Origin of the sequence: Saccharibacillus sp. WB 17, assembly GCF_008634075.2 — a bacterium.
Taxonomy (GTDB): Bacteria; Bacillota; Bacilli; order Paenibacillales; family Paenibacillaceae; genus Saccharibacillus; species Saccharibacillus brassicae.
In genome coordinates, this window is sequence record NZ_VPFK02000002.1 from 22435 (window position 1) to 43941 (window position 21507).

Consider the following 21507-nt stretch of genomic DNA (forward strand, 5'->3'; position numbering starts at 1 on the left):
AATCCCGGAGGTGGCGCGATGAGCGAAGAGATCAACGGCCCGGTCCCGCCGGGCGTGCGCGCCGAACGGTTCCAGCGGCTGCTCGGCTGGGGCAAGCACAAGGAAGCGCTGGCCGAAGCCGGCGAATGGCTGCGCGAGGAGCCGGAGACGGCGGGACCGTACAACGCGCTGGCGCTCGCCTATATCAATACGGGCGAATTCGACCGGGCGCTGGAATGCACGAACCAGTCGCTGCGCATCGATCCCGACGACGATGACGGCTGGTTCTTCCGCGCGGTTATCCATTACGCGACCAACGAGTGGAAATTGATGCGGGAAGCGGCCGAAGAAGCGCTGCGCATCAATCCGTATCGGGCGCATCTGCATTATTTGCTGGCCAATATGCACAACAAGCAGGGCAAGTTCGAACAGGCCCGCGTGAGCATCGAACAGGCGCTCGCAATCGACGCGGAGAACGGGTTGTACCATGCGCTGCACAGCTACGTGCTCGCCAACTGCCTGCGCTTCGACGATTCGATCGAATCGGCCGAGACGGCGCTGCGCGAAGACGTCGAACGTGCCCAGACGTTTCTGTATCTGGGCTGGGCGGCGGATCGGCGGGGCGACGCAAAAGGCGCCAAGACCATGATGGAACAGGCGATCCGGCTCGATCCCGACGACGAACAGATCCGGACGGAATACATGCAGTCGCTGCAAAAAAACTTCTGGTTCTACCGGATCTTCACCCTGCCGGTGTTCTTCCGGCGCTTCAAGCCGTGGAAGCTGGTGCTGATCTGGATCATCGCGTCGATCGTGTTCCGGCCGCTGGTCATCCTGCTCGTCATTTTGTACATGCTCAGCTTCATGCTGAGCAAAGCTTTCGTGCACGTCCAGGTGTACGGCTGGCGGCGCGCGCCGAAAAGGCGGGAGAAATAATCTCCCGCCTTTTTTTACGTTTGCGGATGCCGCCGCTGCCGCAAAAATTCCCGCCGGCGTCCGTCCCGGTCAAGCAGCACGCGCCGGATCTCCGTGTCCGAGATCGGCTTGAACACGTAGTCCTGCATGCCGCTCGCGAGGCATTCTTCCGCGAAGCCCGGCCGCACGAAAGCGGTTACCGCCACGATATACGGCATCGATTGTTCCGGCAGCACCTGGCGGATCAGCCTTGCCGCCGTCATTCCGTCCATCTGCGGCATCTGCACGTCCATGAACACGAGATCGTAGCGCTTTTTGGCCGCGGCCGCAAAAGCTTCGATGCCGTTCTCGACGATATCCGCCCGGCAGCCGGACTTGAGCAGCAGCTCGCTCAGCAGCCGGCGGTTGACCGGGTGGTCCTCCGCGATCAGGATGCTCAGGTTCTCCGGCTGCTCCGCTTCTTCGGCAAAGCCCGTGCCGCGCTCCGCGCCGCCATATTCGTTCGCAGCCGCTCCGTCTGCGGCGAAAGGATCGGGAAGCGTTCGCTGGCCCGAGACGCTGCAGGGCAGCGTGAACCGGAAGACCGATCCGACATGCTCCCGGCTCTCGACCCGGATCGTTCCGCCCATCAATTCGACCAGCCGTTTGGAGATCGACAGGCCGAGGCCGGTACCTCCGTATTTGCGGTTCAGCCCGGGATGCAGCTGCGAAAACGACTGAAACAGACGGTTCTGCTTGCTTTCGGCAATGCCCACGCCGGTATCTTCCACCCGGAAATCAAGCACCGGTTCGCGTTCGTCGGCGCCTTCGGCCATCGCTACGGAGACCGTGACCGAGCCGCTGTCCGTGAATTTGACCGCGTTGCCGATCAGATTGGCCAGCACCTGCCGAAGCCGGTCGGGATCGACGACGATTTCTTCCGGAACGTTCGGAGCGGCTTCCCAGCGCAGCGAGATGCCTTTCTCTTCGGCCTGGGCCGCGAACAGCTCGGCGGCGCTTGCGATCAGAGGCGTCAGCAGCACGTTCTCGAATTCCAGGTTCAGCCCTCCGGCGTCGATCTTGCTGAAGTCCAGCACGTCGTTCAGAATACGCATCAACGACCGGCCGCTGTCCTGGATGATCTCCGCGTATTCGCGCTGTCCCGGCATCAGCTCGGTATCGAGCAGCAGGTCGGTCATTCCGAGCACGCCGTTCATCGGAGTCCGGATCTCGTGGCTCATCATCGCGAGGAACTCCGATTTGGCCGACGCGGTCTGCTCGGCCAATTCTTTCTGCCGCAGCACTTCCCGCTCGTTCGTCAGGTCCCGGAACACGACGACGGCGCCTTGAATGCGGCCTTTGTCCACGATCGGATTGACGTTGTATTCGATCAGACAGCTCGACCCGTCTTTTTTCCAGATCACGCCTTCCTGAACGAGTCTCGGCAGGCCGTCGCTCAGCGTGCGGCAGATCGGACATTCCTCCACCGTATAGGGAACGCCGTCCGTGCCGGAGTGCAGCAGCAGGCTGTGGTTATCGTGCCCGATAAACTCTTCCTGCCCGTACCCGAGCAGATTGAGCGCGGCCGGATTGGCAAACATCGTCCGGCCGTCGTTGCCGATTCCGAAAATGCCTTCGGACACCGAGTTCAGGATCAGCGTATATTCGTACCCGAGTTTTTCGATCTGCCGGGTATACTGTTTGCGCTCGGTAATGTCGCTGGCGATGCCGTAGATCCCCACCACTTCGCCGTCCACGACAATCGGAATATTGATAATATTCAGGTCGACTTTTTTGCCGCTTTCCCGCACGATGGACGCTTCGTAATTTTGCGGAATGCCGCGGCAGGCCGCTTCGAAATACCGGTTCGTCCGGTCGAGGTTCTCGTCTTCGATCGCGGTGCGGTACGACTGGCCGATCAGGTCTTCCGCATCGCAGCCGAGCAGGATGGCCATGCTCTCGTTGCAGGACGTGTAGATCCCTTCGAGGCTGAGCGAATAGACGCCCGAAGGGTTGTAATCAAACAGCGACTTGTACCGTTCTTCGCTCTCCTGAAGCTGCCGCTGCGCAAGCTTGCGTTCCGTGACGTCGCGCGATACGGCGATGATCTCGCGCGGTTCGCCCGTATGCTCGTCATACGTGAAGCTTGCCGCGCTCTCCAGCCAGACGTAGTCCCCGCTGCGGGTCCGCACCCGGAATTCGATCGTATTCGACGTACCTTCGGCTTTGACTTTGCCCAAATACGCGGTCACTTTGTCCCGATCTTCGGAATGGAAAATATCGAACGAACTTCGACCGACCAGTTCCTGCGACTTGTAGCCGAGAATATGCTCGGACGCCGGCGACAGATACAAAAAATTCGAATCCGCGCTCTGCCGGGTAAACAAGTCGAGCGAATGTTCGGAGATCAACTGGAATTCCAGCTGGTTCTGGCGAATTTGCCATTCCAGCCGGGTCTGCTCCGTAATGTCCTGGATGCTGCCGACCAGGTGCATATCGCCGATACATTTGCCCTGCGAACGCACCGTCCTGCGCTCCCCGCTGTCCGTCAGCAGGCTGTAGGTAATATCGTACGCCTCGCCGTCCCCGCAGCCGATCACCTGGTTTTTGACCTGCGTCCGGTCTTCGGTCACGATTCGCTTCAGCAGGTCCCGGGCTCCGCTCACCGACCCGCGGTCTTCGATGCCGAAGATGTCGTACATCAGATCCGAGAACTGCAGGTCGTCGTTTTTTAAATCCCAATCCCAAAAAACGATTCTGGCCAGCTCTTCGGCCTGCTTGTGCCGTTCCGACGCATCCGCCAGTTTGCGTTCGGAGAGCTTGGCGGAAGTGATGTCCCGGCATACGATGTAGACGCCGAGCCGTTCGGACTCGTGCTCCAGCGGGACGAAATCAAGCTGCGCCTCGATCGGTCCGTCTTCTTTGCGCCGCATCGTAAAATCGACGGAAGCCGTTTTGCCTTTGACCGCTTCCGCAAAGAGCGACCGAAGCTCCAGCAAAGAAGCCCCGGAATCGGTCCGGAGTTCGTCCGCGATCTCCTCCAACTCCCGGGCCGTGAATCCGGTCATATTCAAAATAGCCGGATTGGCGTAGACGATCTCCCCGCGGCCGTCCAACATCACAATTCCGTCAGGGTGGTTCATTAACAACGAATGGTACAAGCCGCCTGCCGACACCAGCTCTTTGAGTCTCTCTGTCCGATTCTGCTTCAAAACGCGATATCCCCTTAATCGAAAAATGATGAGTTTTGTCCGTATCCTGCTCGTTTGTTTGGTACTCATTACCCCGACCTGCCGCAAAAAAAACGGACTCTCCGCATTCGCCCCCGATCCGGCAGACGGAGACGCTTCGGCCCCCGACGATCTTTTTCGATAAAAAAATCCGAAAGCGGTTAAGGCCGCTTTCGGATCAGAATGCTTTTTTCCGGCGAATCGCTGTTACCGATTGACGAATACCGTGCGCAGGCGAGGCGTATACTGCACTTCGAACCCGAGACCGTCCGCCAGAACGGCAAGCGGCACATACGTTTTCGACTGTCCGTTCACCTTTTCGGTGAAGGCCGGAATCTGGATCGCGGTCTTCTGGCCGTTGACCGTGATCGTCTTCTGGCCGACCGGGATACCGACGCTGCGGCCGTCGAAATCGATGCTGGCGGTGGACGTTTTGTTGTTCCATTTCAGCTCGGCGCCCAATCCGTCGGTGATGTCGCGCAGCACGACGAACGTCGTACCATTCTTGAGAATCGGCTTAAAGGCCGTGTTCAGCTCGTTGCCGGCTACGACGACCGCGACGGTCGTCGCGGGAACAGCCTTGCCGAGCGTCCGGTATTCTTGCCAGATCTGCTCGGCAAACGCTTTGGCCAGCGTCTCGTAGCCGACCTGGTTCGGGTGAATATCCTGACGGGCGATATGCGTCAGCTGCATTTCGCGTCCGACGAACAGCGGAGCGACCGACACGGATTCCACGTGTCCGCCCGCCGCATTCTGGGCGGCCACGACCGTGTTCAGCGTCGTCGCGTAAGCGGCGGACGCTTGATTCAGCGTCGCGTACAGGTCTTTTGCGGCGACGGCCGGAAACGGTTGATACTGATCGGAGATAACGATCCGCGCGTTCGGATTGATCTCGCGCAGGTCGCTCAGCACCTGATCCAGATTGACGGCATACGTCTGAAGCAGCGCCGCGACCTGCGGCGTCAGTTCGGCCGCGGTCGGCAGCTTGCCGCTCGTCAGCAGGGGCAGCAGATCGTTGCCGCCGATCGTGATCGTGATGACGTCGGCTTCCGCCACGTCCGCGCGGGCGGCCTTCACGCCGGCCGCGAAGACCGCGGCGTTCGGGTCGCGCAGGCCGGGCTGGATGCCGTCGGCGGTCGTGTTCGAGTTGGCGCGCAGCGCTTCGACGTAACGTTCCAGACCGGCGGAATTGAGGCCGGAAATGCCGTAATTGTCGACTTCCGTCCGTCCGTGGAAGCGGGATTGCTCTTCCAGGCGCGGCACGAAGCCGTAGTATTCGGCAGCCGTCTTCTGCGGTTCGTATCCCGCTGTCAGCGAATCGCCGAACGATACGATTTTGTAAGGGTCTTCCGCCGCGAACGTGTGCGGGGCGCCTGCGAGCCCGAATGCCGGAAGTACGAGCGCCGTGCAGATCAGCGCTTTCCACCCTTTTTTGCTTAGGATATTCATGATTGTTCCCTTCCGGTCTATGGCGACCGCTCGAATTTGATGTTATAAGGCTCTAAGATGTATGAGGCAAACCCAGCTTCAGTCGGCGCTGCCGTCCGGCTCCTTCGGAGCGTGGGGCTGCGCTTTTTGCATATAGTCGTCGTAACGGTCGTCGATCTCTTCGGCCATCTGGCGGTACAGACGGGTCTCTTCCACGATCGGGTCCAGCTGCGTCTGCGTCCGGATCTCGTAGCGCGGCGAGATCAGCTCACGCTCTTTGCGTTCGCGGTCGTCGTCCTTCATCTCGCCCGCTGTCAACAGCTCGCTGAGTTCTTCTTCCAGTCGTTCCTGTCCGGGTCTTCGCCCTGCCGCATCGCTCATGCTTATTCCTCCTCTAATGAATTCGACCGATAGTGCCAAGCCGGTGTCAAGCCGTTCCCTTTGCCAAAAAACAACCGTTCGGACAGGTCCCGGCCTAGACGCCGGTAGCGTCCGCTTCTTTCAATACGGTCAGCAGCTCGGCATGCAGATCGCCGTTCGTCGCGACGATATTGCGCACGCCGAGATGGTAGGCATGCCCGAGCGTGTCGCTCACTTTGCCGCCGGACTCGGCGACGAGCAGCGCGCCCGCCGCGATATCCCAGGCGTTGAGACCGGCTTCCCAGTATCCGCTCAGGCGGCCGGCCGCTACGTGGGCGAGATGCAGAGCGGCGGAACCGCCCGCACGCAGACTGCGCACGCGCGGCGCCAGCGCCCCGATACCGCGCAGATTGATCGGAAGCTTGACGACCGGATCGGCCGGAAAGCCTACGGCAATCAGCCCTTGAGCGAGGCGTTCTTCCCCGGATACGCCCATGCGCGCGCCGTGTACGTAGGCGCCTTTGCCTTTTTCGGCGACGAACATCTCGTCGCGCGACGGATCGTAGATGACGCCGATGATGACTTCGCCTTTATGCGCCAAAGCGATCGACACGGAGTAGAACGGAAATCCGTGCACGAAGTTGGTCGTTCCGTCGATCGGGTCGATGATCCAGAGATATTCTTCGCCTTCCGTTTCGGCGAGCGCGCGGATCGAAGCTTCTTCGCCCGGCTCCACGCTTTCTTCGCCGAGAATCGCATGATCCGGAAAATGGGTCAGGATGAGGCGGCGAATCATCTGTTCGGCGCCTTTGTCGATCTCCGTGACCAGATCCTGTGCCGACGTCTTCGTGGACAGCTGTCCGTGCGTGCCGACCCTGCTTTTGATCCATTCGCCTGCTTTGGCCGCCGCGTTGATAGCGACGGCGGTATAACTTTTGCCGGTTAGGACATAAGGGACTTTCTCGTTCGATTCCACAGGATTACCGCCTTTCTGGGGGATTTGGAAAAGAAAAAAATCAAGAGATTAATACATTAAAAGATTAAGAGATTAAGAGATTAAGAGATTAAGAGATTAAAAGATTAAGAGATTAAGAGATTAAGAGATTAAAAACTTAAAAGATTAAGAGAATCGCTTAGCGCGGGACCGCAAATCGCCTTGCCCGGAGGGGTCGGCGATTTTTGGTCCTAACCCATTACATGATATCCGCCGTCAACGTAGATCACTTCTCCCGTAATCCCGCGGGACAGGCCGCTCAACAAAAACATCGCGGTGTCGCCGACTTCGGCGGTCTCGGTCGTGCGCCGAAGAGGAGCTTTTTCTTCGACGATTTTTAGGATCGAATTGAAATCGCTGATCCCTTTGGCCGCCAGGGTACGGATCGGACCGGCGGAGATGGCGTTCACGCGAATGCCGGTCGGGCCGAGGTCGGCCGCCAAATAGCGGACGGACGCTTCGAGGGCGGCTTTGGCGACGCCCATCACGTTGTAGTTGCGCATCACGCGCTCGGCGCCCATATAAGTCAGGGTCACGATGCCGCCGCCTTCGGTCATCAGCGGATGCAGCTTCTGCGCGGCAGCAACCAGCGAATAAGAGCTGATGTCATGGGCCAAAGCGAATCCGTCGCGCGACGTATCAACAAATTGTCCCGACAAGTCTTCCGCTTTGGCAAACGCAATGCAGTGCGCGATGCCGTGCAGCACCCCGAACTCTTCGCGCAGGCGGCCGGCCAGCGCTTCGATCTCGCCGTCGTCCGCCACGTTGCAGGGCAGCACGACGGAATTCGGCAGCGTGTCGGCCAACTTGCGAACCCGGCCTTCGACGCGCTCGCTCTCGTACGTAAAAGCCAGTCTCGCCCCTTGGGCGGACAAGCTTTGCGCGATGCCCCAAGCGATGCTGCGATCGTTTGCCACGCCCATGACCAACATATTTTTACCCGCGAGCAGTTCTCCCATAACTTCGTCCTCCCCGGTTGTCCGTTCGTTATTCCTTGTCGCCGAAAAACATCTCGTGTGCCAGAGCCGTCAATACGCGCGATTCTTCGTCCGTTAGCTTGCGCACCAGATCCAGCTCGACCTGCGTAATTTCCTTGTCCTGAAAATTGATTTCCGCGATGGACGCCGTGACGAGCACGATCGCGACCGCCCGGTTATCCGGGGTGTACGCAATCACTTTTTGCCCTGTCGGAAATACGCGAAACCCGTCTTTGCGCATCTTGCCCCGTCCGTATTCGAGCAGTTCGTAAAGTTCCTGCTCGCTTTTGAATTTGCATACCGAATTGAATTCCGTTTCGAATCCCATGGATAAGCGCTCCTTTCGATTGGGTGATCTGCGGGTGGGTGGGATGAGAGTGAGTGAGATCAGTGAATGAGATCAGTAAGTGAAATTAGTGAGTGAGATTAGTGAAAGAGTTGCGTGAACGGATTGAGTGAATGAGTTGTTTGGTGGGACTGGGGAATGCTTTTGGGAAAAGACTTATTAAGGATTAAAGACTATTAAAGATTAAAGACTTATTAAGGGATCTTTGAAAAGAGTGTTTTGAAAAGATTTTAAAGAGTTAAGAGATTCTCTCAAGAACTCTTCCTATATAGAAAGAGTTCTTGAAGAGATTTAGGGAATCGCTTAGCGCGGGAACTGCGAATCGCTTGGCCCGGAGGGGTCCGCGATTCTCGTTTCTATCGGCCGTACTGAAGGTTGGTACGGGCTTCATGGCGTTCCAAAGCCAGCCCGATCAGGCGATCCAGAAGCGCTTGATAAGACATGCCGGTCTCGCGCCACAGAAGAGGATACATGCTAAAAGGCGTGAAGCCGGGCATAGTGTTCACTTCGTTGATCAGAATCTTGTTGTCGGAGCGGCGGACGAAGAAGTCCGCGCGGCAGAGGCCGCTGCCTTCGACGGCTTTGAACGCGCGCACGGCAAGTTCGCGCAGCGAATCGGCCAGATCGGCATCGACGGGAGCCGGGATCATCATCTCGGATTTGCCGTCGATATATTTGGCGTTGTAATCGTAGTAATCGCCGGAAGATACGATCTCGCCCGGCACGGAAGCTTGCGGTTCGTCGTTGCCGAGCACGCCGACTTCCAGTTCGCGTCCGTCGATGAACGATTCGATCAGCACTTTGCGGTCGTACCGCAGCGCCAGATCGACCGCGTCGATCAGCGCTTCCTGGTCGCCCGCTTTGGAGATGCCGACGCTCGAGCCGAGGTTGGCCGGCTTGACGAAGCACGGATAGCCGAGCTTGGATTCCGCTTCCTGCAGCAGATCGTGCCGGCTAACCTGCCAGTCGCGTTCGCCGAAAGCGATATAAGCGCCCTGTTCCAGTCCGGCGGCCGCGAACAGCTTTTTCATGACGTCCTTGTCCATGCCCGCCGAAGACGAGAGCACGCCCGCGCCGACGTACGGCAGTCCGGCCATTTCGAACAAGCCCTGTACCGTTCCGTCTTCGCCGAACGTGCCGTGCAGCAGCGGGAACATCACGTCGATGCCGCTTTCCCGGCCGCTCAGCGAAGCGAACATGGCGCCCGCCGCTTCGGCCGTTCCGCCCGCGGCGGATTCCAATTTCATGTCGTCCACGGCTTTCATCGGCGCGTCCAGCGTTCCGCCCATGCGCCATTCGCCGCGCGGTGTAATATAAAAAGGAACGATGTCGTATTTCGTATAATCGAATGCGTTCATTACCGCAAAACCGGTCTGCAAAGACACCTCGTGCTCGCCCGATTTTCCGCCGTATACCAGTCCTACCGTTACTTTGTTTGCTGTCATGTCTAAGCCCCCGTCAATTCGTTGAAATCTCTCTTCCCAGTATAGAGGATAGGCCGCCCGCCTGCAAAGAAAACCCGCATACCGCAAGCACGTCAAATTCGGAATTCCGCGGTCGTTTGAAGGCAAAAAGGACTTTACGCGCCGGATTGTAAACGTTATAATTAAAACAGAGATTTTTGAAATTTGGTTTCACTGAATGAAACTTTTGCTGAAATAGTCCTGCTTTTTCACGAACGGATGCGCTTGCACGACCGATTTGGGCGCTCCGTCCATCCCTGAATTCACGGACGGCTCCGGAATTTTTCCGGATGCCGCGCCGCTTCACCCCATTTCCCGAGGAGGTACACTCATGGCTTTGTCCGATCAATTCTCCGCCGCACGCACGCTCGAATCCGGCGGCAAGTCTTACCGTTATTACAGCCTGAAGGCACTCGAAGAACAAGGTCACGCGGGCATCTCCAAGCTCCCGTTTTCGATCCGCGTTCTGCTTGAAGCGGCCGTCCGCCAATTCGACGGACGCGCGATTACCGAAGAACACGTCAACCAAATCGCACGCTGGGCCGAAGAACGCGATGCCAACAAGGAAATCCCGTTCATCCCGGCCCGGATCGTCCTGCAGGACTTCACCGGCGTACCGGTTGTCGTCGATCTCGCAGCGATGCGCGATACGGTCAAACTGAGCGGCGGAGATCCGAAGCAGATCAATCCGCTCGTACCGGTTGACCTCGTTATCGACCACTCCGTCATGGTTGACGCGTTCGGCACGTCCGACGCGCTCGATTTCAATATCAACCTGGAATTCGAACGCAACGAAGAACGTTACCGTTTCCTGCGCTGGGCGCAAACGGCATTCGATAACTTCCGCGCCGTTCCGCCGTCCACGGGCATCGTGCACCAGGTCAACCTGGAGTACCTCGCTTCCGTCGCGGCAACGAAGGTGATCGACGGCGAGACTTACGTCTTCCCGGATTCCCTCGTCGGCACGGATTCCCACACGACAATGATCAACGGTCTGGGCGTTGTGGGCTGGGGCGTCGGCGGTATCGAAGCCGAAGCCGGCATGCTCGGCCAACCGCTGTACTTCGTCACGCCTGACGTCGTCGGCTTCAAACTGACGGGCAGCCTGTCCGAAGGCGCGACCGCGACCGACCTGGCGCTGACCGTTACCGAAATTTTGCGCAAAAAAGGCGTAGTCGGCAAATTCGTCGAGTTCTTCGGTCCCGGCCTGAGCAATATCGGCCTGGCCGACCGCGCGACGGTTGCCAACATGGCACCGGAATACGGCGCGACCGTCGGCTTCTTCCCGGTCGATGCCGAGACGCTGACTTACCTGCGCAACACCGGACGCGAAGACGAGCAGATCGAACTGGTCGAGAACTACTACCGCGCCCAAGGCATGTTCCGTACGGACGATATGGCCGATCCGGAATTCAGCGACATCGTCGAACTGGACCTCGGTTCCGTCGTGCCGAGCCTTGCCGGACCTAAGCGTCCGCAGGACCGTATCGAGCTGACGAACATGAAGGGCAACTTCGAAGATATCGTTCGCACGCCGGTCGACAAAGGCGGCTACGGACTCAGCGACGAGAAGATCGCCGAGAAAGTCACGGTCAACCACAAGAACGGCAAGACGAGCGAAATGGGCGCCGGTGCCGTCGTTATCGCGGCGATCACGAGCTGTACCAACACTTCGAACCCTAGCGTTATGCTGGGTGCGGGCCTTCTGGCCAAAAAAGCCGTCGAACGCGGCCTGACGCGCCCGGAATACGTGAAGACCAGCTTGACGCCGGGCTCCCTGATCGTAACGGACTACCTGTTCAAGGCAGGCCTGCTCGATCCGCTCGAGAAACTGGGCTTCTACGTGGCCGGTTACGGCTGCGCGACCTGCATCGGCAACTCCGGCCCGCTGCCGGACGAAGTCGCTCAAGTCGTTGCCGATAACGATCTGACCGTTGCGGGCGTCCTGTCCGGCAACCGGAACTTCGAAGGCCGCGTCCACGCGCAGGTCAAAATGAACTATCTGGCTTCCCCGCCGCTCGTCGTCGCTTACGCGCTGGCCGGCACGGTGAACATCGATATGGCGACCGAGCCGCTTGGCTACGACCAACAAGGCGAACCGGTCTTCCTGCGCGACATCTGGCCGACTTCCCAGGAGATCCGCGATGCGGTCGCCATGGCGATCACGCCGGAAATGTTCCGCCTGAAGTACGCGAACGTCTTTACCGCCAACGAACGCTGGAACGCGATCGAAGTGCCGGAAGGCGAACTGTACGAGTGGGATTCCAACTCGACGTATATCCAGAACCCTCCGTTCTTCCGCTACTTGAACGACGGAATGAAGGATATTGCCGATATCAAGCAATCCCGCGTACTGGCCCTGCTGGGCGATTCGGTCACGACCGACCATATCTCGCCTGCGGGCAATATCGCGCCGAAGAGTCCGGCCGGCCTGTACCTGGCCGAGCACGGCGTCGAACGCAAAGACTTCAACTCCTACGGCTCGCGCCGCGGTAACCACGAAGTCATGATGCGCGGCACGTTCGCCAACATCCGGATTCGCAACATGGTGGCTCCGGGCACCGAAGGCGGCGTAACGAAGTACCTGCCGACCGACGAAGTGATGTCGATCTACGACGCTTCGATGAAATATCAAGACGAAGGCCAGAACCTGATCGTGCTCGCCGGCAAAGAGTACGGCACGGGCAGCTCCCGCGACTGGGCGGCCAAAGGCACGATGCTGCTGGGCGTCAAAGCCGTCATCGCGGAAAGTTTCGAACGGATTCACCGCAGCAACCTCGTCGGCATGGGCGTACTTCCGCTCCAGTTTGAAGAAGGCAGCACGTGGAAATCCCTCGGCCTCGACGGCCGCGAGACGTTCGACATCTCCGGCTTGAGCAACGACGTGAAACCGGGCCAGAAATTGACGGTATCCGTCACGCGCGAAGACGGAACGACGTTCGACTTCAACGCGATCGCTCGTCTGGACAGCATGGTCGACGTGGATTACTACTATAACGGAGGCATCCTGCAAACGGTCCTTCGCCAGATGATGAAAGTCGCAAACGGCGAAAAACCTTTGAAAATGCAAGAATAACCCGGAAACAGCATTCGATTTCATGAATTCTGTTTCTCGGAGACCCGGAAACAGCATTCGATTTTATGAATACTGTTTCTCGGGAATCCGGAATCGGAATACGACGGTGTGCATTCCAATTCCCGGGCAGCCGAAACGGTAACGGTAATCCCGTAAACTTCCCAAGCAAAAAGCTCCACTCGCGAGTTGGCGAGTGGAGCTTTTTTTATGCAATCCGATGGCCCGATGACCTTTGGGTGCTTTGCTTTTGATTCCGTCACGCCCTGTCACCTTCCATCCCTATCCTCAGGAGGTTTCCTATGGAAAAACAAACGCTCGCCATCCGTCCGCTCGTCGCAAACGAACTTCCGCCGATAGACCTGCTGCTGCTCGCCGATCCTTCGCTTCCGATCGTGGAAGATTACCTGCGCCGAGGCACCTGCCTCGTCGGCACCGTTCAAGAGAAAACGGTCGGCGCTTTTGTCCTGCTGCCGACCCGGCCGGAAACGGTCGAGCTCGCGAACGTGGCGGTCGACGAACGGCTGCACGGTCAGGGCCTCGGCCGGCAGCTCGTGCTGCACGCGATCCGAATCGCCCGGCAGGCGCGCTACAAAACGATCGAGATCGGAACCGGCAATTCCAGTATCGGCCAGCTCGCGCTGTATCAGAAATGCGGCTTTCGCATCGTCGGCGTCGACCCGGACTTTTTCATCCGCCATTACGAGAAAGAGATTTACGAGAATGGCCTATTATGCCGTGACATGATCCGCTTATCGATGAATCTGTAAGGCCACGTCATCCAGCCATGACATGATCCGCTTATCGCTGAATCTGTAAGCAAATCCCGCCTTCTTCAGTGCAGAGGCGGGATTTCTTTTTCCATCACATAATCGTCCATAATGAATCCGCTGCCGATATCGGCCGCTTGTTCGCGCACGGTGCGGAAGCCTTTTTTGGCATAGACCGCGATGCTGGAGGCGTTGTCCCGGTTGACCGTCAGCCAGATCGCGGTCAGCCCCCGTTCGCGGCACAGGCGCTCCAAATACTCGTCGGCCCGGCTGGCATACCCGCGGCCGCGGTAAGGCTTGGCGATGTAGAATTTGCTGAGGAACAGCTTCCCGTCCGCTTCCCGCACCGCCATATAGCCGACGTCGGCGTCTTCGCCGCGAATCAGGTAATACACGTAGCCGCCGCGTTCTATCTGCTCCGTGATCGCGGGAACCGACTGGAACTTCTCAAGCATGTAATCGATCTGCTCCCGGGTGATCAGCGACACGTAATGTTCGCGCCAGATCTCCGCCGCCAGCTTGGCCGCTGCCGCAATCTCTGCTTCCTGCTCGATTCGGGTAAACGTAACTTCCTTATTCATGCCGTATGCTCTCCTTATCTCTTGTTCTGAAGGACCGCCGACCGTCAGCGAATCATCAAGCCCATCTGGCGCGCACGTTCCATCAGCAGCGGCGCGTACCCTTCCAGCTTCTCCGCCGGCAGGCGCGCAAGCGGCCCGGAGACGGACAGCGCGGCGGCCAGATTGCCTTTGAGGTCGAAGATCGGAGCGGCGACCGACGTCGCGCCCTGCTCCCGTTCTTCGACGCTGATCGCGTACCCGGCGGCGCGGATACTTTTGAGTTGATCGCGGAACGCCGAGCGTCCGACCGAATCCGGCCAGATCGGGTCGCTCAAAATATATTCCTGCTCCCGTTCGCTCGCGAAAGCGACCAGGATCTTGCTCGACGCGCCGACGTACAGCGGCAGCCGGGCTCCGACCGGCGCGACGCGGCGAATCGCCTGGTTGCTCTGCACGGCCTGGATGCGCAGCCGTTCGCGGCCGTCCCGCACGTAGAGACTCACCGTCTCTTCCAGCTCGTCGCGCAGCTTCTCCATCGTCGGCAGCAGCAGCAGTGCCGGATCGTCGGTATTCGACAGATGCGCGGACAGCTCCCAGATCTTGATGCCGAGCCGGTATTTCTCGGTGGAAGCGTCGCGGCTGACGAAGCCTTTGTCCTCAAGCGTGGTCATCAGGCGGTGCACGGTGCTTTTGTGCAGGCCCGCTTCTCCGGCGATCTCTGTCAGGCTGAGACTCCCGCTGCGGGTAAAACACATCAATATATCGAGCGCACGCTCCACGGCGCGAACCGTTAATTTGCCGTCTTCCATACAGGTCTACCTTCTCTCTGCGCATTTCGATCGGAAATTTGGGTTTCAATCCGGCACCGGCACGTTTGATACTAAAGATACGGCTGGACCGGCTTTTGTTTATTTATAAATATATCATATTTTTGTTTCATTGGATGAAACAAAAATAATTTTTATGAAACCGTATTTCCCCGAAAAGCTTTCTTTGCCCTGCATTCCATGCATACCTTCGACGTCCGCGCGAGACGGACATCCCAAAAGGATTGCACAGAATGCCGCCCCGATCCGATAAAAGGATTAGGTTTGACTTCCGCTTCGCCGACGCATACGATAAATACACAGAACCGCTCCCAATTTTCTACACAATTCGAGTCGGCAGAGCAAGCAGGACCAAAATCTTACACAAGGAGAGACCGCGATGAATCCCGCTTCCGGAAGCGTCGCTCCGTCGCCGCGCCACAACGCCGCGCAGGCGGACGACCACGTCAAGGAAATCTCGCCGGGCCCTCGCCGGTTGCGTAACATAGCAGTGGCTCTATTTTTATCGATTCTTTTCTTTCTGATCTTTTGTTTTGTCGCGCTGCACGCCTATATCGCCTGGGTCTTGTCCAACCCGACCGTCGCTCCGCTTTATTCCAACCCCAAGCAGGCGGCCGGCATGGCCTACGAAGATATTACGTTTCCCGCAGTCGACGGAAGCCGCATCATGCAGGGCTGGTACATCCCGGCCGAAGGTACGGATTCGAAGAAAACGATCGTGCTCAGCCACGGCTATGGAGCCAATCGCGAAGAGACCTGGGTTCCGATGTATGATCTGGCGCATTACGCGCACCGCCTGAATTTTAACGTCATCATGTTCGATTACGGCTTTGCTTCGCAGGGCAGCAAAGAAGTCGCGACCGGCGGCAAAAAAGAAACCCAGCAGCTGCTCGGAGCCGTCCAGTACGCCAAGCAAAAAGGCGCCGAACAGGTCGTCGTCTGGGGCTTCTCGATGGGCGGAGGCACCGCGCTGCAGGCCGCCCTGATCAGCGACGATATCGACGCCATGATTCTGGACAGCGCCTTCCTGCTGCAGCCGGACACGCTCTACCACAATATTCGGCAGAATATCGCGCTTCCGCGCCATCCGTCGCTCGAAATCTTGCAGTTCCTGTTCCCGATCCTCAACGGAACGAGCCTCAACCAGATTCCGTACCAGAAAGTCGAACAGGAAGATTACCCGATCCCGATCTTCTTTATCCACGGCACGGAAGACACGAAAGCGCCGTACGAGATCGCCGAGCAGCTCGCCGCGAACCAGACCAATCCGAATTCGCGCTCCTGGATCGTCAAAGACTCGCATCACGAACTGATCTTCCGCGAACATCCGCGCGAGTATCTGCGCCGCGTGTCCAACTTCCTCGGCGATATCCGCCTTGCGGAACAGGACGAGATCGAAAAAGGCGAGATCGGCGGCTCTTAGAATCGCAAGCTTTGTCAGTCGACCCGCAGGCACTGCGCTGCAAGGCAGCGCCGCATACAACCAAAANNNNACAACCGGTCCAGCTCGTCCATCGGCAGCTCCGGCGCTTGTTCGAGAATCGTCGCTCCGGCGCGTTCGATCATCCAGTCTTCGAGCGAAGAAATGTAGGCTTCCGCCGACGGGACGCCCGCAAGCTCGTCCAGGCTGCCCATCGAACCTTCCCGCACTTCCGGGTACGCGTCTCCCGGCGCCAGCGTGCCGGACGCCTCGTCGTAGAATTCGCGGGCCAGGCGCCGGCGGTCTTCGCCGCTGCCGTCCACGATCACGAACGCGCTCAGAATGTACGCTTTCGTCTGCCTGCGCTGCGCGATGCCGCAGAACTTGCGCCCGTTCACGCTGACGTCGTAATCGCCCGGGCAGAACGCTCCGGCGATCTCGCCGGCTCTGGACTCGTTCGTCCACGGCGAAGCCGCTCCCGAGATCAGCGAGACCATGTGCCCGAAGTCTTCGTGCAGCGCAATCTTGCGATCGGGGTTCGGCAGGATGATCGACACGTTGACGACGCCTTCGTCGAGCGGCACCGCCGCTCCGCCCGATATCCGGACGGCGACCGAACAGCCTTCGCCTCTCAGCTTCTCCATCGCCTGCGGGGCGCGGGGCAGCCGGCGGTCGCGCATGCCGATCGTCAGCGCGTACGGATGCCGCCAGATGTGCATGATCGGCGCTTCGCCTTCGCCGACCCGGCGGCACATCATCTCTTCCCAGGCGATCTGATACATGATGTCTTCCGGCATGTTCTCAAGCGGCGGAGCCCAGATACGTATGCCTTCGGGCCAGATCGAATCGCCTCTGGGCGACGTTCCTTCCGCCGCTTCCGTTGTTCCCTGTATCGCCGAATCGCCGCCGTGCGCCGATTCCCGTTCGTGTTCCGGCCGTTCCGTTTGCATCCGCGATCGCTCCCCTGCCCGATTTTTAGAAACCGTTTAACCGCCTTCGACGAATCTTAAGCTTTTGGCCATTTCGGTCAACAGCGGCAGCGCTTTGGCCGGATCGAGATAGGTGAACGAGACGACATACGTCTGTCCGTCATGCTCCACCTGGAAAAAGTCCGCGACGCGGCCGTCGTTGATCGAGCCTTTGTACTCTTTATACCCCATCAGCTCTTCCGTGCGATCGCGCATCAGCGAAGCGTCGATCAACGAATTTTGCGTCACGGTCATAAAGATCTGCTGGCTTTGGAAGCCCCAGGCCGTATCGTTGCCCATCTTGAATGCTGTCGCGCCTTCCGGCAGGTAGACGCCCACCGGCAGCTTGGGATGACGCTCGAATGTGCCCGCCGCCGTCTGGCCGTCCCAATTTAACTGTACCTGCTCGTTCGGATCGTACGCCTTGAAGTCGAACAGCTGCTCCGTGCCTTCGAGCGGCGCCGACTCCTGATGCCCGACCCAGGCCGGCTTGCCGCATGCGGTCAGGACGAGCAGCAGCATGAGCGCCAGGCCGATTGCCGTTTTTCTCATTTCTTCCCACTCCTTTCGTCGTGCACCGGAAATCCATTTTCTCTTCCCGGGCTGAAAAAAGAACCCCCCGGCTCAGGGCCGGGCAGGTTCCTCTTGCTTGCGCGCATCCGGGGCAGCTTCGTCAGCCGCTTGCGAACGCGCACCATAGCCTTTAATTCTTGATCAGCGTGAGACATTCGGCACGCTGGGCCGCGTCGTTGCGAAGAACGCCGCGAACGGCAGTCGTGACCGTCTGGCTGCCCGGCTTCTTGACGCCGCGCGCACACATGCACAAATGTTCGCCTTCCACGACGACCATCACGCCTTTGGGTTGAAGCACCTCGACCAACAGGTCGGCGATCTGCGTCGTGATGCGCTCCTGCACCTGCAGGCGGCGCGTGACCGCTTCGGCCAGACGGGCAAACTTGCTCAGCCCGGCGATCCGGCCGTTCGGGATGTATCCGATATGGATTTTGCCGAAGAACGGAGCCATATGGTGCTCGCATTGGCTGTAATAAACGATGTCTTTGACGATCACCAGCTCTTCGTGGTGCTCGTCAAACGTGACGCCCAGCGCTTCGCGCGGATCGACGTCGTACCCGGCAAAAATCTCTTCGTACATCCGGGTCACGCGCGCCGGAGTATCCAGCAGCCCTTCCCGCTGCGGGTCCTCGCCGATCAGTTCCAGAATTTTGGCGATATGGTGCTCGATCTGTTCCCGGTTGTCGCCAACCTTCTTGTTCGTGTAATCGTTCACGCCGGCCATGCTTCGCTCCTCCTTGCCTGATGCAGGGATCGGGTTCGAATCGACGAACCTGTCAGACGATCCTTGCATGCGCCGGAACCTGCATACGGGTTCCGGCTCTTGCGTTTATTTTCTCCGCTTGTTGCCCGGAGGAAACGCGTTGCCTTTCGGCGCTTTGCCGCCGGGCATTCCGCCAGGCATTCCGCCCGGCATGCTGCCGCCGTTTTTCTTCATCATCTGCTGCGCCTGCTGCATCTGTTTGCCGTTCAGATTGTATCCCATCTGCTTGGCCATTTTTTGCAGCATTTGCGGGTCGTTCTGCATGCTGGTAAGCTGGCGGCGCAAGTAGTACACGCCGATAAAGAATCCGCCGACCAAACCGACGATCAATGTGACGATCGGTATCACGTAATTCCACCACATCGTTGATGTCACCCCACGTTTTTATGCGACTTATGTGCCCTCGGGCGCACGAGTTAAGTTTATCACGAGGCGGCATTTGCCGCAATTTATAATTGCCGCCGGCAGCTCGGCTTTCGCTGCCGGACCGCATGCCGGACCGCGTATGAGGTCCCTTATCGGTCCCGGGTATCCGGGCCGACGCCCGGGATGCCCGGCCCGGCTTCCGCCGCCGCTTCGGGCCGCGGCGCCCGCGAAGGGTCGCCCTTCGCCGGGCGCGGCCTGCGGCCTTCGCGCGCTTCGCTCAGCGCGAGGCCGATCCGCCGGAGCACTTCCTCCTCCGGCTCCAGCGCCTGCGCGGCCAGCAGCGCCTCTTCCGCGGCGCTGCCGCCGATCCGGCCGATCGCCCAGGCGGCCGTGCCGCGCAGAACCGGACGCGGATCTTCGCGCAGCACTTCGGCGAGCTTGGGCATCGCCGCCTCGTCCTTGAAGTTCCCGAGCGCGATTACGGCGTTGCGCTGGATCGGTCCCCGGCCGCGCCACGCCGCCGCCGTCTCGCCGAACTGCTCCTTGAACTGCCGGTTGCTCAGGTCGAGCAGAGGCAGCAGCAGCGGCTTGGCTTTCTCGGGGTCCGGCTGCAGCTGCGCGTGATGCGGCCAGTGCTTGCCTTTGTTCTTGGGGCAGACGATCTGGCAGGTGTCGCAGCCGTACAGCCGGTTGCCGATCTTCATCATGAACTCTTCGCTGAGCAGTCCCTTCGTCTGCGTCAGAAACGACACGCAGCGCTGGGCGTTCAGCTCGCCGGGTCCGACAAGCGCCCCGGTCGGGCAGGCGTCGATGCAGCGCGTGCAGTCGCCGCAGTCTTCCTGCACTTCTTCGTCCGCGGAGAACGGAATGTTCGTGATCAGCTCGCCGAGATAGATCCAGGAGCCGTACTTGGGCGAGATGATCATGCAGTTTTTGCCCTGAAAACCGATGCCGGCCCGGTGCGCCACCGCGCGGTCCGACAGCACGCCGGTATCGACCATGCTGACGACGTTGGCCCATGGCACTTTTTCCTTGATAAAAGCGACCAGCCGGTCCATCGCTTCGCGCAGCACGTGATGATAATCGCGGCCCCAGGCCGAGCGCGCCATCATGCCCCGGGTGCGGCCCGGTTCCGATTTGGGCGCGTTCTCGAGCTTCGACGGATACGCGACGGCGATCGCGATCAGCGACTGGGGGTCTTCGTGGCTGAGCGCCGGATAGGTACGCTTGTCGAGATCGGGCTCTTCGAAGCCGGATTCGTAGCCTTTGGCCCGGTGCACTTCGAGCCGCGTTCGCAGCGACATAAAAGGTTCGGCCGAAGCAAATCCGATATCGTCGATGCCAAGCGAAGGCGCGGCCGCGATAATCTCGCGCTTCAGGGTTTCCCATGAAGCGCCGTTCGCCGCGGCCGCGCCGAGCGTTGCCCGTTCGTCCATGCCGATGCCTCCTTTTCGTTGGGGATTGTTTTATTCGCAAAAAAAGACGCTTGATCCGGATCGCGCGAGCTTGCCGGAAGCGTTCTTCGGTTGATGTGCCAAAAGTGCGTGTCAGGCGTACATGCCAAGATTGCATGAAGAGAAACGCCGTATCGGCGCTTCTTCCATTTTACCTCTATTCGAAGCGCAAATCTATTCAACCCGCAAATTCTGTTCAACTCGCGAATCGGGCGGCAAAATAAAAAGCATCCCCGCACTCTCCAGCGTCCGCAGCGGCAGGCAAGCCGTGCGGACGCCCGAGGAAACGGGCATGCTTATCAAGTTCAAGCGGTTCCTTTCCGGGGAACCGGCGTGTTTGTCTGGTGTCCGGCTGACGCGACGCCTACCCGATACTCCCCGTATCCGGATGACGCGCGCTTAGGCGCCGAGGTTTACACGGCCAGAATGCTAAGCTTCTGGAACGCGTTCAAGATGCGGTTCGCTCCGTAGCCCATCGCTTCGTACAGCGGGAATGCAGGCGAGTTGTGCTCGTCTCCCGACACGAAGATGCTGCTGACTTTACGCTGCTGGAAACGGCCTTCAAGCTTGGCGACCATCGCTTTGCCGATCCCCTGGCGACGATAATCCGGATGCACGGCGATCCGATAATAACAGCCCATTTCACGTTCGATCGTGCCGATCAGCACACCGACGAGCTCGTCGCCGTCTTCCGCGACAAGGATCAGTTCCGAATCCCACGACAGCTGCCGGGAAAAAGGACCGATCGTCTTTTCATAACATTCTTCGGATAAAGCCACCTGCAAAAGTTCCGTTACACGGCTAGAATCACTTAACTGAAAAGAGCGAACGTTCATGCTTGAATCCCCTTCTTCTATAGAAAATGGCAGCATATGCGAAAAAGTAGACCTTGCATCCTATTTTCGCAAACGCTTACTTGAATCAGATTTTTACAGAAAAAAAGAAGTGCGTTTACAAAAAAGGCGGAAAAAATGCGTGGTTTCCAGCGGGTTTACTTGACTCACACGATTATTAAACCATAACTGACACGAAAAAACATTACTTTTCTTTTGGAAGCGCTAT

General features: G+C 58.9%; 18 protein-coding genes and 1 pseudogene. 4 read left to right on the top strand and 15 right to left on the bottom strand.

Annotated elements, in window-relative coordinates; genetic code table 11:
* Positions 1 to 18: 18 nt before the first annotated feature.
* A complete protein-coding gene (locus FTE24_RS00110; protein WP_150234832.1) occupies positions 19 to 915 on the top strand; it encodes a tetratricopeptide repeat protein in 897 nt (298 codons plus the stop codon).
* A gap of 14 nt (positions 916 to 929) precedes the next feature.
* Here the strand turns inward: FTE24_RS00110 and FTE24_RS00115 are convergent, their stop codons facing one another.
* From FTE24_RS00115 to FTE24_RS00145, 7 genes are all read right to left on the bottom strand, one after another.
* Positions 930 to 4085 carry a PAS domain S-box protein gene (locus tag FTE24_RS00115; protein ID WP_150234830.1) on the bottom strand — a complete coding sequence of 1052 codons (3156 nt, stop codon included), beginning with the start codon at positions 4083 to 4085 and terminating at the stop codon, positions 930 to 932.
* 225 nt (positions 4086 to 4310) lie between these two features.
* A complete protein-coding gene (locus FTE24_RS00120) occupies positions 4311 to 5552 on the bottom strand; it encodes a stalk domain-containing protein (RefSeq protein WP_150234828.1) in 1242 nt (413 codons plus the stop codon).
* A gap of 78 nt (positions 5553 to 5630) precedes the next feature.
* Positions 5631 to 5912: a hypothetical protein gene (locus FTE24_RS00125; RefSeq protein ID WP_150234827.1), complete on the bottom strand. Its 282-nt coding sequence runs from the start codon at positions 5910 to 5912 to the stop codon at positions 5631 to 5633.
* Positions 5913 to 6006: 94 nt separating this feature from the next.
* Complete coding sequence (locus FTE24_RS00130; RefSeq protein ID WP_141448407.1) at positions 6007 to 6867, bottom strand: inositol monophosphatase family protein; 861 nt, start codon at positions 6865 to 6867, stop codon at positions 6007 to 6009.
* A 209-nt stretch (positions 6868 to 7076) separates the two neighbouring features.
* Positions 7077 to 7844 (bottom strand): enoyl-ACP reductase FabI, encoded by a 768-nt coding sequence (fabI, locus tag FTE24_RS00135; protein ID WP_150234824.1) that lies wholly within the window; start codon positions 7842 to 7844, stop codon positions 7077 to 7079.
* Positions 7845 to 7872: 28 nt separating this feature from the next.
* Positions 7873 to 8190 (bottom strand): hypothetical protein, encoded by a 318-nt coding sequence (locus tag FTE24_RS00140; RefSeq protein ID WP_141448405.1) that lies wholly within the window; start codon positions 8188 to 8190, stop codon positions 7873 to 7875.
* Positions 8191 to 8564: 374 nt separating this feature from the next.
* A complete protein-coding gene (locus FTE24_RS00145; protein ID WP_150234822.1) occupies positions 8565 to 9653 on the bottom strand; it encodes a D-alanine--D-alanine ligase in 1089 nt (362 codons plus the stop codon).
* Positions 9654 to 10002: 349 nt separating this feature from the next.
* Between FTE24_RS00145 and acnA the strand changes: the two genes are divergently transcribed.
* Entirely contained in the window at positions 10003 to 12747 is a 2745-nt protein-coding gene (acnA, locus tag FTE24_RS00150) for an aconitate hydratase AcnA (protein ID WP_141448403.1), read from the top strand.
* A 299-nt stretch (positions 12748 to 13046) separates the two neighbouring features.
* The gene (locus FTE24_RS00155; RefSeq protein WP_150234820.1) at positions 13047 to 13514 is read left to right on the top strand and encodes a GNAT family N-acetyltransferase; all 468 of its coding nucleotides are present in this window, start codon (positions 13047 to 13049) and stop codon (positions 13512 to 13514) included.
* Positions 13515 to 13579: 65 nt separating this feature from the next.
* Here the strand turns inward: FTE24_RS00155 and FTE24_RS00160 are convergent, their stop codons facing one another.
* Entirely contained in the window at positions 13580 to 14095 is a 516-nt protein-coding gene (locus FTE24_RS00160) for a GNAT family N-acetyltransferase (protein ID WP_150234818.1), read from the bottom strand.
* 44 nt (positions 14096 to 14139) lie between these two features.
* A complete protein-coding gene (locus tag FTE24_RS00165) occupies positions 14140 to 14883 on the bottom strand; it encodes an IclR family transcriptional regulator (RefSeq protein ID WP_150234816.1) in 744 nt (247 codons plus the stop codon).
* Positions 14884 to 15280: 397 nt separating this feature from the next.
* Between FTE24_RS00165 and FTE24_RS00170 the strand changes: the two genes are divergently transcribed.
* Positions 15281 to 16324 carry an alpha/beta hydrolase gene (locus FTE24_RS00170; RefSeq protein ID WP_150234815.1) on the top strand — a complete coding sequence of 348 codons (1044 nt, stop codon included), beginning with the start codon at positions 15281 to 15283 and terminating at the stop codon, positions 16322 to 16324.
* A gap of 14 nt (positions 16325 to 16338) precedes the next feature.
* On the opposite strand, the gene FTE24_RS00175 is transcribed toward FTE24_RS00170, so the two are convergent.
* The 6 genes and pseudogenes from FTE24_RS00175 to FTE24_RS00200 all read right to left on the bottom strand — a co-directional run bounded on the left by FTE24_RS00175 (position 16339) and on the right by FTE24_RS00200 (position 21281).
* Entirely contained in the window at positions 16339 to 17271 is a 933-nt protein-coding gene (locus FTE24_RS00175) for a lipoate--protein ligase family protein (protein WP_237401564.1), read from the bottom strand.
* Between the two features lie 36 nt (positions 17272 to 17307).
* Entirely contained in the window at positions 17308 to 17841 is a 534-nt protein-coding gene (locus FTE24_RS00180; RefSeq protein WP_150234813.1) for a hypothetical protein, read from the bottom strand.
* 151 nt (positions 17842 to 17992) lie between these two features.
* The gene (gene folE, locus FTE24_RS00185) at positions 17993 to 18586 is read right to left on the bottom strand and encodes a GTP cyclohydrolase I FolE (protein ID WP_141448397.1); all 594 of its coding nucleotides are present in this window, start codon (positions 18584 to 18586) and stop codon (positions 17993 to 17995) included.
* Between the two features lie 105 nt (positions 18587 to 18691).
* Entirely contained in the window at positions 18692 to 18988 is a 297-nt protein-coding gene (locus tag FTE24_RS00190) for a YneF family protein (RefSeq protein ID WP_141448396.1), read from the bottom strand.
* Between the two features lie 266 nt (positions 18989 to 19254).
* A pseudogene (gene queG / locus FTE24_RS00195) lies at positions 19255 to 20427 on the bottom strand (tRNA epoxyqueuosine(34) reductase QueG); the annotation flags it as partial.
* A 431-nt stretch (positions 20428 to 20858) separates the two neighbouring features.
* Positions 20859 to 21281 carry a GNAT family N-acetyltransferase gene (locus FTE24_RS00200; RefSeq protein ID WP_141448395.1) on the bottom strand — a complete coding sequence of 141 codons (423 nt, stop codon included), beginning with the start codon at positions 21279 to 21281 and terminating at the stop codon, positions 20859 to 20861.
* Positions 21282 to 21507: the final 226 nt, after the last annotated feature.